12 protein-coding genes and 1 tRNA gene are annotated in these 11,519 nt (G+C 70.7%); 8 read left to right on the top strand and 5 right to left on the bottom strand.

All coding sequences use genetic code 11. The annotated features are described in order from the left end of the window. On the top strand, window positions 1-2,430 hold a 2,430-nt coding region (locus tag EIO58_RS06350; RefSeq protein WP_127818807.1), incomplete at its 5' end, for an ATP-binding protein. Here the strand turns inward: EIO58_RS06350 and EIO58_RS06345 are convergent. Continuing rightward, a complete protein-coding gene (locus EIO58_RS06345; protein WP_127818806.1) occupies window positions 2,379-3,485 on the bottom strand; it encodes a pyridine nucleotide-disulfide oxidoreductase in 1,107 nt (368 codons plus the stop codon). The genes EIO58_RS06350 and EIO58_RS06345 overlap by 52 nt on opposite strands. Window positions 3,486-3,634: 149 nt before the next feature. Here EIO58_RS06345 and EIO58_RS06340 point away from each other — a divergent pair, with 149 nt between their 5' ends. After that, a complete protein-coding gene (locus EIO58_RS06340) occupies window positions 3,635-3,850 on the top strand; it encodes a hypothetical protein (RefSeq protein WP_127818805.1) in 216 nt (71 codons plus the stop codon). A gap of 151 nt (window positions 3,851-4,001) precedes the next feature. Here the strand turns inward: EIO58_RS06340 and EIO58_RS06335 are convergent, their stop codons facing one another. Continuing rightward, window positions 4,002-4,712, bottom strand: coding sequence for an SGNH/GDSL hydrolase family protein (locus EIO58_RS06335; RefSeq protein WP_127818804.1), 711 nt, complete (start codon window positions 4,710-4,712; stop codon window positions 4,002-4,004). 136 nt (window positions 4,713-4,848) lie between these two features. Further along, the gene (locus tag EIO58_RS06330) at window positions 4,849-5,535 is read right to left on the bottom strand and encodes a DUF4166 domain-containing protein (RefSeq protein ID WP_127818803.1); all 687 of its coding nucleotides are present in this window, start codon (window positions 5,533-5,535) and stop codon (window positions 4,849-4,851) included. A 26-nt stretch (window positions 5,536-5,561) separates the two neighbouring features. Between EIO58_RS06330 and EIO58_RS06325 the strand changes: the two genes are divergently transcribed. The 3 genes from EIO58_RS06325 to EIO58_RS06315 all read left to right on the top strand — a co-directional run bounded on the left by EIO58_RS06325 (window position 5,562) and on the right by EIO58_RS06315 (window position 9,087). After that, window positions 5,562-6,572 (top strand): epimerase, encoded by a 1,011-nt coding sequence (locus EIO58_RS06325; protein WP_127818802.1) that lies wholly within the window; start codon window positions 5,562-5,564, stop codon window positions 6,570-6,572. A 231-nt stretch (window positions 6,573-6,803) separates the two neighbouring features. Further along, window positions 6,804-8,321, top strand: a complete 1,518-nt coding sequence (locus tag EIO58_RS06320; protein WP_127818801.1) for a SulP family inorganic anion transporter — start codon at window positions 6,804-6,806, stop codon at window positions 8,319-8,321. 130 nt (window positions 8,322-8,451) lie between these two features. After that, window positions 8,452-9,087, top strand: a complete 636-nt coding sequence (locus EIO58_RS06315) for a hypothetical protein (RefSeq protein WP_127818800.1) — start codon at window positions 8,452-8,454, stop codon at window positions 9,085-9,087. 74 nt (window positions 9,088-9,161) lie between these two features. Here the strand turns inward: EIO58_RS06315 and EIO58_RS06310 are convergent. Further along, window positions 9,162-9,233, bottom strand: a tRNA-Arg gene (locus EIO58_RS06310). Window positions 9,234-9,351: 118 nt separating this feature from the next. Here EIO58_RS06310 and EIO58_RS06305 point away from each other — a divergent pair. Further along, window positions 9,352-9,570 carry a DUF2188 domain-containing protein gene (locus EIO58_RS06305; RefSeq protein WP_164861556.1) on the top strand — a complete coding sequence of 73 codons (219 nt, stop codon included), beginning with the start codon at window positions 9,352-9,354 and terminating at the stop codon, window positions 9,568-9,570. After that, the gene (locus EIO58_RS18660; protein WP_164861555.1) at window positions 9,567-9,734 is read left to right on the top strand and encodes a hypothetical protein; all 168 of its coding nucleotides are present in this window, start codon (window positions 9,567-9,569) and stop codon (window positions 9,732-9,734) included. The genes EIO58_RS06305 and EIO58_RS18660 overlap by 4 nt, the downstream gene beginning before the upstream one ends. 45 nt (window positions 9,735-9,779) lie before the next feature. On the opposite strand, the gene EIO58_RS06300 is transcribed toward EIO58_RS18660, so the two are convergent. After that, entirely contained in the window at window positions 9,780-10,268 is a 489-nt protein-coding gene (locus tag EIO58_RS06300) for a Fur family transcriptional regulator (protein WP_127818798.1), read from the bottom strand. 109 nt (window positions 10,269-10,377) lie between these two features. On the opposite strand from EIO58_RS06300, the gene EIO58_RS06295 reads away from it, so the two are divergent. Next, a complete protein-coding gene (locus EIO58_RS06295) occupies window positions 10,378-11,472 on the top strand; it encodes a FecCD family ABC transporter permease (RefSeq protein WP_240658609.1) in 1,095 nt (364 codons plus the stop codon). Window positions 11,473-11,519: the final 47 nt, after the last annotated feature.

The following is an 11,519-nucleotide window of genomic DNA, read 5'->3' as shown; positions in this document are numbered from 1 at the left end:
CGGTCCCGTCCTGCGCCGCCGGCGAGCGCACCGCGGCTCCGCCTGGTGGCCCGCAGGAGCATCGGCGATCGGATCCGGAGCAGCCTCGGTCAAGCCGCAGAGGGCCGCGGCGGGGTGGTCGTGCTGCGTGGGCCCGCCGGTGTGGGCAAGACGGCGCTGCTGGAGCTGACTGCCGGTATCGCGTCCCGCGAGGGGTTCCGGGTCGCGCGGTGGGCAGCATCCTCCGTCGAAGGGCAATGGCCGTATGGCCCGGTCCTGGGCGCACTGGCCGGCTTGTGCCGAGCGCACCCGGCGCTCCTCGACGGGCTGCCCGACCCGCTCCGGGCCGAGATCGAGCGTGCACTGCTGGCTGCGGATCTCCCCTGGACCGGCGAGGCAGCGCACCCGCGCCTGTTCGTCGCGACCGGCGAGCTCGTCCGGATCGCCTCGGAAGGCACGGGACTCGTCGTCATCATCGACGACATCCACGAAGCCGACGATGCCTCGCTGCGGCTGCTGCACTATCTCGGCCGCTGCGCGCGCGAGAACGCCACACTCGTCGTGCTCGCCGGTCGCCCGCTGCGCGGTCGCCCGGCGGAGATCGTCGAGAGCATGGTCAGCGGCGACGAGCGAGCCCTGATCGACGTGACCCCGCTCCCCGTCGCGGCTGTCGAGCAGATGCTCGCGGACTCCTTCCCTGCCCTCTCGCCGGGCACCGTCAGCGCCGTCGCCGCTGCGAGCGGCGGCATCCCCTTCACGGCACTGGAGCTGGCTCGCCGCGAGAGCGCGGAGGGGCCCGGCGGATTGGTCCCGCCTCTCCCGGCGGACACGCTGAGGACCGTGCGCCGAGTGGCGATGCTCGCCAACGCGTTCAGCACGGACGAGTTTTTGGCGATGTCGGATGCCGGCACCGACGTCGGCCATTCGCAGCTCGGCCAGGCGATCGCCGCCATGATCGTCGAACCGGCTGAGGTCGGATACCGCTTCCGTCATCCGATGGTCCGCGACGCGATCGTGCAGGGGATCCCGTCACACGACCTGGCCGCCGAGCGCTACGAGGTCGCGACCCGGCTCGGTCGCTCGCAAGCCTCTCCCGCGCGAGTCGCACAGCTCTTCGTCGACGCCTCCCAGCCATCGCACGCGGTGCCCTTCGTACTCCGCGCCGTGGAGACGGCGGGTGCCCTCGGCGCCTACCACGACGCTCTGAGCCTCGTCGACCAGGTCATCGACCATGCCGGTCCGCCCGAGCGGGCGCGTCTGCTCGCCCGCCGCGCGGATCTGCTCCTGGCGATGGGATCGCCGGACGCCGTCGATGCCTATCGTGCCGCGGTCGCCGTCGCCACCGGCACCGAGCGCCGGCTGCTGCGGGCCCGGCTCAGCCGGGTGCTCGCGTTGGCCGGAGACCTCGACACAGCCCGCGCGGCCCTGGCTGGGCTCGAGCCGGAGGGAGATGCCGCCGACGCCGCCATCCTCCTAGCGCAGGGCACTGTGGCGTACTTCGCCGGCGACGTCGACTCGGCCTTGCGTATCGCCGGCCAGGCGCGGGATCGCGTGGACCTGGGCGACGCCGGCTGGCAGACGCTCGACCTGGTGACGCTCCAGGGGCTCATCGCACACCAGCGCGGCGAGTGGTTCGACCGGTTCCAGCTGGAGCTGCGCCGCACGGCGGGCCGCCAGTCGCTGGCCACGAGCGTCTTCGACGCTCACCTGTGCGTGGCCGAGTTCGTCCTCTACGGACAGGTTCCGTACGACGAGCTCATCGCCGACGCCGAGAGGCTTCGCGATGTCGCCCAGCGGGCGGGAGCACTGCGGGGCGTCGCGTTCGCCACCGCGCTCATCGGCGAGGCCGCGCTCCTCAAGGGCGATCTGGCGCAGGCGGAGCGCGACCTCGCGGAGGCCATCCAGCTTCATCGGGAGATCGGCGCGACCGCCGGGGAGGCGTCGTGCATGCAGCGCCTCGCCGAGGTACACCTCGCTCGCGGCGATCGTGACGCGGCGTACCGCCTCCTGCAGCGCGCCCTGCCGGTGGCGCGCTGGTCGGTGCTGAGCCGGCACCTGGTGCAGCGGGTGTACGGGACGATGGTCGCCGCGGCGCCGACCCCGGCCGACGCGTGTGCCGTCGTCGACCGCGCTCTGGCGACGATCGCGGAGACCGATCGGTGCGCCGTGTGCGACGTCATGCTCGCCGTCCCCGCCGCGATCGCCTGCGCCGACAACGGCGACGTCGCCGCAGCCCGACGACATCTGGCGGTGGCGGAGCACTCGGCGGAGTTGTTCGACCGCGTCGCGTGGCACGCCGCGCTCGCCGAGGCGCGTGCTCACATCGCCCTCGCCGAGGGCGACAGCGCGACGGCGGAGCGAGAAGTCGCCACCGCCGTGGATCTCTTCTCGCTCGCGGGTCACGAACACGATGCCGAGCGCTGCCGGCGCGGCATCGCCGTGGCGCCCTGACGGGTCAGACTGGCCACGACGTCCTGGGCGTTCCACCGGGCGCCGTCGATATACGTCGAGTCCCTTCGGTGCTGGAACGGCTGGCCGACCACGTGGAGCCCCGGTGCCCTGGTCGTCCCTCTCCACTGCTCGATGTATCCGTGCGCGTCGACGACCGGAACCCGCAGCCAGTCGTAGTCCGGTCGCAGTCCCGTCGCGAACAGGACCGAGGTGATCCCGTGACGGCCAAGGCTCAGCTGCGCCGGCCCCGGCTCGGCGATGAACCCGTCCGGCCGCGACTGATCGGACTGCACGGTGAGCTCCCGCAGGTCGAGCAGAAGCGGGTCCGCGGCGACGTGCGCGTCCGCGGCATCGAGGATCCGGGTCATCACCGCGTCGGCCGCGGCGGTGCGTTCCGGGAGGTGGTCGTCGAAATACGCGACGTCGCCGTCGATCCGCCGCATCCTCCCCACCAGGCGAGCGCCGCGCCGGCGGAGCGCCAGGAGGTCGACAGCCGAGCGCGCGACGCCGATCAGCTGCAGCGAGGGTTCCCGGCGCGAACGGCCGGGAGCCCGGTCGCCGATCGTGCGGAACAGCGCGCCCAGTCGGTCGAGCCACCAGAAGATGTCCATGCCCCGGTAGGTCCGCGGAAGGCGCGAGTGGCTTCCGACGGCGATGACCACGCGACGCCCGTCCTGCAGCATCTCGTCCGCAAGCTGCACGCCGGTCGCGGACGCGACGACGACGAGGACCCCGCCGGCGGGGAGTGACCGCTTCCACTTCCGTCGTGACGATCGGCGCCGAGAAGATGCCGCATACCGCTGCAGCCACGCGGCGACGTCGCGTGCGGTCATGTACCCATCGAGGTCCGGACCGTCATAGCTCCAGCCTGGAAGCCGCGTGAGCCAGTTCGGCGTGAGCAGCCGCAGCGAGTCCCATCGCTCCTCGCGCCAGCGGTGCGCTGCGCCGCCGCGGTCGAGAACGACGTGGTCGCGCCCGCGCGCGGAGAGGAGCGCGCTGACGGCGAGCCCGGATTGGCCGGCCCCGACGATCACGGTGTCAACGGTGGAAGGCATGCGATCAGGGTCGGATGACGGCCTTCCCACGAGCTTCCCCGGAGGGCGGACGCCGCCTCCGACATACCCGGCGCGGGAAGGGCGAGGGAAGAAGGCCACGAGAGCCTCTCTGCGACAGCGGACGACCGTTCGCAGCCGAAGGAGACATCATGCACCACCCACTCACCATCGAGGCGATGGTCGTCGACCAGATCATCCGCGGACAGCACGCCGACCTGCGGCGGCACGGGGACCCGCGCTGGGACGGAAACCCCCTGGGGCCGCCTGCCCGCACGACGCTCCTCTCCCGCATCGCCGGACGACTGCGTCGCCGAGGGATGTTGCGGCCACCGCCGGGCGCAGCGCCGATCCGAGCAGAGGCATGATCCGGCGCCGGGGGCGACGAGGACCCGTCCTCGTCGCCCCCGCCGCGTTGTCAGCTCGCGACGAACCGCTCCGCGGTATCGAGCAGTTCGGCGAACGCCGGCTCGCCGGCCCGCAGGATGTGGTTGCGGCTGTCGGATGGGACGGGCTTGCTCACGCGCGCAGAGACAGCGCCCGCACGACATCCGAGGCGATGTAGGCGTGACCCCGCCTGTTGGGATGGATCAGGTCCGAGCTGAACAGCGAACGATCCAGCGCGGGGTGCGATTCGAAGTCCACGTGCACGGCGTCGTGCCGGGCGGCGAGGCGTTCCGTCACGGCGTTGAGCTCGCGTATCCGCCGCCCCAACCGGTCGCGCGCCTCGTCCGGCAGATCCGCCACCCTGGAGAGATCGAAGAGGCCGAACGTGACGGCGAGCGCGCCGCCCGACGTGACCCGGTCGAGGATGCGATCGATCTCCTCCATCACCCGGGCCGGCTCGAACGACCGTTGGAGGATGTCGTTGGCCCCCGCCGTGACGACGACCAGGTCGGGATCGAAACTCACGGCCTGGGGCACCTGGTACTCGAGGATCTCACCCGCCCGGCGTCCTCGCCGGCCGAAATTCAGCGAGTCGACCGGCCCGACGGCCGATTCCAGCGCTCCCACGAGGCGCTCAGCCCACGACTGGTCGCGGTAGCCCGGCGCCGGGTCGCCCAGGCCCTCGGCGATCGAGTCCCCCAGCACGACCACACGACGCCACGGGGCACGTCGCAGCAGGATGGCGAGGCGATCGTCCGGGAGGCAGAACGGGTCGAGCCGTTCGCGGTGCACGTCGTCGGCGTCGTGCGGTCCGGTGGTGTGCGGGGCGAGCGCGGTGCGCATGTCGGGTCTCCTTCCGACTGGGCTGCAGGTCACCGACGATGCTCGTGCCCGATCCTTCCCTGGACCTTCCCCGAGCTCAGCAGGACGGCGACCACGCGAGTCGTGCCGGCGCCCGGCTCGCGAGCGGCGGACAGGATCAGCTTCGTCTCGTCTTGCGGATGCCGCGCCGCTGCGACTCGTCGGCCACCGGCCGCAGCCAGTACGTGAACGAGCCGCGGTAGCCGTAGATCTCGCCGAGGAGCGGCGTCGTCATCCGGACGTCGACATGCTGGCTGGCCTGGTCGCTGGCCGACGCGCGCTCTTCGATGACGAGCGTCACGAGCCGTGGAAGCGGCATCCGGACACCGCCGACGCGGAGGGCGACTCTGCGCGACTGCATGCGCATGAGTCCCTCGGAGACCACCAGGTCGAGTTCGACCTCGACTCGGCCGCGCGAGCCCACCCGATCGATGAGCCGGCCTCGGACGACGCGCATGGTGTCGAACATTCGCCGGGTCGCGGTCGGGAAGGCGAACGCCCGCACCCCGTGGAGGACGCCGCCCGGCCCAGGCGTGTTGCGAATGGTGAATTGCACGTCTTCACCGTGCTCCGCGAATGCGACGTTCCCGCGGCCGAGCATCGCGAACAGCGGCCTGAGCAGTGGCGCACGCAGCCCTGCGTCCTCGTAGACCCCTTCGCCGACGCCCTCGAACCCTTCCGGGATCGGACCGAAGTACCGGCGGAGCCGAGGGTCGAGGCCGGAGAAGCGTGCACCGAGGACTCGTTCGTACACCGACTGCCCCTCCAGGCCCCGATTCTCGGCATCCGCTCGCTTTCTGAACATGTTCAGAAGTGTAGTACCGTCGAGGCATGAGCGAAGGTCGACGGCCGGTTGCGGTGATCGCGGGCGCCAGCGGGTTCATCGGGAGGGCGGTCGTCGGGGCGTTCGCCGCGGACGGGTACGAGCTGCGTCTCGTCGGTCGTGGCGAACCCATTCGCTGGCATGACTCCGACGCCCTCCGGCGTGCCGTGGACGGCGCCGACATCGTGCTCAACTTCGCCGGCAAGTCGGTGAACTGTCGCTACGACGACCGCAATCGAGACGAGATCCTCGACTCGCGCGTCCGCACGACGCGGGCGCTTCGGGACGCGATCGCGGCTGCCGACGACCCGCCCCGGGCATGGCTGAACTCGTCGACGGCGACGATCTACCGGCACTCGATGGATCGCGCCAACACCGAGTCGAGCGGCGAGATCGGCACCGGGTTCTCGGTGGATGTCGCGCGCGCGTGGGAGAGGGAGTTCTTCGCCGGGTCGCTCCCCCACACCCGGCGTGCGGCGCTGCGCACGGCCATCGTCATCGGCGACGGGCCTGCCGCGAGGATGCTGCTCGGCATCGCACGGTGGGGCCTCGGCGGCACGCAGTTCGACGGCTGGTGTCCGCCGCATCGCCGCTACCGAGGGATCGGAACGCACCCGACCGGATCGGATCACGCGCCCTGGTACCGCACGCACGGTCGCCAGAAGTTCAGCTGGGTGCACATCGACGACGTCGTGGCCGCGATCCGGTTCATCCGCGACGACGACCGACTGACCGGCCCGGTCAACATCGTGGCGCCTGGCGTCTCAGACAACCAGACCCTGATGCGCACGCTCCGACGCATCGTCGGCACACGCGTCGGCATGCCGACGATGCGATGGATGCTGGAGATCGGCATGTGGGCGCTGCGCACCGAGTCCGAGCTCATCCTCAAGAGCCGCTGGGTGTCTCCCGAAGTCCTGACGAACGCGGGGTTCACGTTTGCGCATACCGACCTCGGAACCGCGCTGACCGAGGTGTGGGACGACGTCAGCGGCGGCCGCCGGCCTCGGCGTCCCTGAGGGTGAGCGGCGAATTCCTCGGCCGCGACGAGCTGCTCTCTGAGACGGTCGCGGCGTTCGAGCGCTTCCTCCTTGATGGCGTCCAGGCGCTGAAGGTTAGAGTTCCTGTGTCGATGTGTCACGCACGATTCGGTGCGACCCTCCGACTTCTCCCGCTTCCCTGACTCTGACCTTGGCGCGATGGTGCGCCCTTCCCCGCGAGCCTGTCGCACGCCGACCCGAAGGAGCGCCATGACCGCCGTCGTACCGACGCGAGACCCTGCCAGCCGCTACCGGATCGAACCGACCGTGCTGCAGGCGCTCCGCAGCCCTCGCATCCTCACCCGCGAGGTGCTCGCGGGACTCGTCGTCGCGATCGCTCTCATCCCCGAGGCGATCGCCTTCTCGATCATCGCAGGAGTCGACCCGCGCCTCGGCCTGTTCTCCTCCTTCGTGATGGCCGTCGCCATCGCCTTCCTCGGCGGCCGCCCTGCGATGATCACAGCGGCGACCGGCGCCATCGCGCTCGTCATCGCCCCCGTAGCCCGCGAGTACGGGATGGACTACTTCATCGCGACAGTCCTCTTGGGTGGCGTCATCCAGGTCGTGCTGGCAGTGCTCGGTGTGGCGAAGCTGATGCGGTTCATTCCACGCAGCGTGATGGTCGGGTTCGTCAACGCCCTGGCGATCCTGATCTTCATCTCGCAGTTCCCGCAGCTCATCGACGTGCCGTGGTTGGTCTATCCCCTGGTGGTCGTCGGGCTGCTGATCATGTACCTGATGCCGCTCGTCACCCGGGTGGTCCCCGCCCCGCTGGTCGCCATCACCCTGCTCACCGCCGCCGCCGTGGTGTTCGGACTGAACGTCCCCACCGTCGGCGACCAGGGCGACCTTCCCGAGAGCCTGCCGGAACTGTTCATTCCCAATGTCCCGCTCACGTGGGAGACGCTCGGCATCATCTTCCCCTTCGCCTCTGCAATGGCCGTGGTCGGGCTCCTCGAGTCGCTTATGACGGCGAAGCTCGTCGACGACATCACCGACACCCACTCGCGCAAGACCCGCGAGGCGCTGGGCCAAGGTGTCGCGAACGTGCTCTCTGGCGCATTCGGCGGCATGGGAGGCTGCGCGATGATCGGGCAGACGATGATCAACGTCAAGGCGTCCGGCGCCCGCACGCGGATCTCGACGTTCCTCGCCGGGATCTTCCTCCTCATCCTCGTCCTCGTCCTCGGTGACATCGTGGCCGTGATCCCCATGGCGGCCCTCGTCGCCGTGATGATCGTCGTCTCGGTCGCCACGTTCGACTGGCACAGCATCCGCCTCTCCACGCTCAAGCGGATGCCGAAGAGCGAAACCCTCGTCATGGTCGTCACCGTCGCGATCACCGTCTGGACTCACAACCTCGCCATCGGCGTCGGCGTCGGCGTCGTCGCCGCCATGGTCCTCTTCGCCCGTCGCGTCGCTCACTTCGTGAGCGTCTCTCGACACGTCGACGAATCGCAGCAGACCGCCCGATACACGGTCGACGGCGAGCTCTTCTTCGCGTCGAGCAACGACCTCACCACGCTGTTCGAGTACAGCCATGACCCCGAGCAGATCGTCATCGACATGTCGCGCTCACACGTCTGGGACGCCTCGACGGTCGCGGCGCTGGACGCGATCCAGACCAAGTACGAGCACCTCGGCAAGACCGTCACCTTCGAGGGCATGAACGACGCCACCACGAAGTTCCACGGCCGCCTCAGCGGCGGACTCGGCAACGGCCACTGAGGGCAGCCTCCGGACGCTCGACGCGTGGAAGCGCGCGAGTCCTGACAGCGGGCGGCGGCGGCAAGTCCGGTCGTTCCTTCTCGCCGTGCAGGCCCCAGCGCGCACGCGCCGAGGGGAGCACACTGATCACATGAACGGAATGGATGCCGTCCCCGCGAAGGTGGCGCATGTACCGGGCGTCGTCGGCCTGCTGCGCGGTGGCTGGGGTCTGGCGGCCGTCGGGGCGCTCGGCGGCCTGACCTGGGCCGCGGCCCTGCGCGCCTACATGGTGGAACTCGCCGGACCGTCGTCCGCATTCAGCTGGTGGGGCACGTTCGGCGCGATCCTCCTCCCCGGCGCCCTCTCGGGCGCCCTCCTCGCCGTCGCATGGCGGCGCGGCCTCGACGGCCGCCCGTCCGCATGGTTCGCGCTCGCACCCACCCCGCTCGCGATCGCCCCGCTGCTGGAACCGGGAGCCCTCATCGCACTCCTGACGACGGGGCTCGGTGGCGGCGCGGTCGGCGTGGTGGTCATCGGTCTGCTCGGCGGAGTCGCGGCCGGGCAGCGCGGACCGGTGTGGCTGAGGATCGTCCTCGGCGCGCTGTGGGTCGCATTGATCGTCGGAATCGCGCTGACACCGGCCCTGATCGCGCGGCACCCACCAAGCACACCGCGCGGAGCATGGCTGCTGATTCTCGCCGTCGGCCTGGTGATGGTGCTCTCGCTCGCGTGCATCGCGCCGTTCCTGCGGCGTCTGGACCTCTCCGGTTCCACCGCAAGAGGCTGAGTTCGCGATCCATCGCGAGCACCGGCAGTGCGTGAGCACGGGTTCCCGGCCGGTCGGAGGCCGAGGATGCGTGATGCCCCTGGAGGGACTCGAACCCCCAACCCTCTCCTTAGGACGGAGCTGCTCTTCCATTGAGCTACAGAGGCAGGCGGCATCCAGTCTAGAACGCACTCCGCGCGACCACTGCGCGCACCCGGGTCAACCCCCTCGACGAACATCGCCATTGCGGTGACCATGGAGCGGAATCCAGCACCGGAGGACGCCATGACCGACAGCCCGCACACCGTCGTCACTCGGTCCAACCGCGGCCAGTGGGAGAACCACGTCGAAGGAAGGCCCGACCTGTCCCGCAGCTTCGCGAGCCGCGAGGAGGCGATCGACGCCGGCCGCTCCACCGCCGACGGACTGGGCGCACGACACGTCGTGGAGGACGCGGCGCCCACCGGAACCATCATCGATCCGCAGACGAAGGAGCGACCATGAGCGACACCGGCGCAGAGTCGATCGGCGGCAAGCCGAGTCAGGCCGAGGGAGAAGACCCCGACCGGATGCCGGAGCAGCCGGAGCAGACAGCCACCGGTCACCCGTCCCAGGCCGAAGGGGAAGACCCCGACAAGGACGAGGACTCCCCGAGCTCCGGCGGCTGACTGCCCCAGCCTCGGGGCCACGGCAGACCGCGGCGCCGACATCCGTCACCCGGCGCGGGCCGCGCACTCGGCGCACAGTCCCACCAGCGTGCTCTGCTCGGGCTCGAGCCGGAAGCCGGCGGCCTCGCGCAGTCGCGCGGCCGTGCCCGCGAGTGCGTCGGCGGGAAGCACTGCGACGGTCCCGCATTCCCGGCAGTGACCGTGGAGATGCTCCCCACCTTCGGGAGCCGCCGCAAGGTGGTACCGCGTCGCGCCGCCTGCGGTGTGACGGTGTGAGACGACGCCCGCGGCCGAGAGCATGTCCAGCGTGCGATAGACCGTCGCACGATGGACATCGGCTCTTTCCAGCAGCAGCGACACCTCGTCGGCCGTGAGATGGTCGGATCGCCCGGCGAGCGCCTCGAGAACCGCGCGGCGCGGTGCCGTCACCCGCTCACCTCGTTGGCGCAGCCGCTCGACGGCCGCGCGCACGGCGTCATCGGCCGCACGCGAGTGGAGCCGCTCGTGATCGTGCCGACCGACCGAAGCGCTCATCCTCTCATCGTGGCACTCGGCGACACCGACGGCCGAGAATCTCCACCGCGCCGCCCCTACATGCGATACCGTCGCACATACCGTGCGGGGCCGAATCGGGGGGACTGCCGTGACGATCGACGAGGTCGCTTCGCGCAAGGCCGTCACTCTCGCCGACGCCGCCCGGCGCTCACGCATGCGCGCCACGCTGTGGACGCTCGGGTTGGCCGCCGCCGCCATCGGCTCGGCGATGGTCGCCGTGGGCATCGGCCCCGTTGGGATCGCCCCCGAGATCATCCTGCGGATCGTCGGCCACCACGTCATCGGCTTTCCCGAGCAGCCGACCTGGACGGCCGCCGAAGAGGCGATCGTGTGGAACGTGCGAGTCCCGCGCGTGCTGCTCGGACTCGTCGTCGGCGCTGGACTGGCTCTGTGCGGGGCCGTGCTGCAGGCGATGGTGCGCAATATGCTCGCCGATCCGTATGTGCTGGGCATCTCGGGCGGCGCGTCGACGGGCGCGGCCGGGGCGATCCTGTTCGGCGTCGGCGCGGTCGTGGGAGAGTACGCCTTGCCGGTGAGCGCCTTCGTCGGCGCCCTCGCCGCCGCGCTGCTCGTCTTCGCGATCGCCCGTGCCGGTGGCATGGTGTCATCGCTGCGACTGCTGCTGTCGGGAATCGCCGTCGGCTACGCCCTCTCGGCGGCGACGAGCCTGCTGATCTTCGCGTCGGATTCGGCCGAAGGATCGCGGTCGGTGACGTTCTGGCTCCTCGGCTCGCTCGCCCTGGCACGCTGGGACGCGGTCCTGTCGATCGTGCTCGTCGTCGTAGCCGTGACGTTCGCGGCACTGGTGTGGAGCGGCCGCCGCCTCGACGCCCTCGCCGCGGGCGACGAGACGGCGCACACGCTCGGCGTCTCGCCGAACCGTACGCGCGTCGGACTGCTCGTCGTCGTCTCGCTGTGCACCGGCGCGGTGGTCGCCGCGGCCGGCGCCATCGGGTTCGTCGGACTCGTCATCCCCCACCTGGCACGCCGCCTCGTCGGGTCGGTGCACGCGCGCATGCTGCCCGTGACAGCGCTTCTCGGCGCGCTGTTCCTGGTATGGGCCGACGCGCTCGCCCGTACCGTGATGGCTCCGCGCGAGTTGCCGATCGGCATCCTCACGGCGCTCGTCGGTGCGCCGTTCCTACTCGTCCTCGTCCGCCGCATGTACGCGCGCCGCCACTGATCCATCGAGGAGAACCGTGAGCCGAACCCGACGCGCACTCGCCGCCG

It is taken from the genome of Microbacterium sp. CPCC 204701, assembly GCF_004010105.1.
GTDB lineage: Bacteria > Actinomycetota > Actinomycetes > Actinomycetales > Microbacteriaceae > Microbacterium.
Note: the sequence above shows the minus strand (reverse complement) of the source record. Positions and strands in the feature narration are given on the sequence as shown.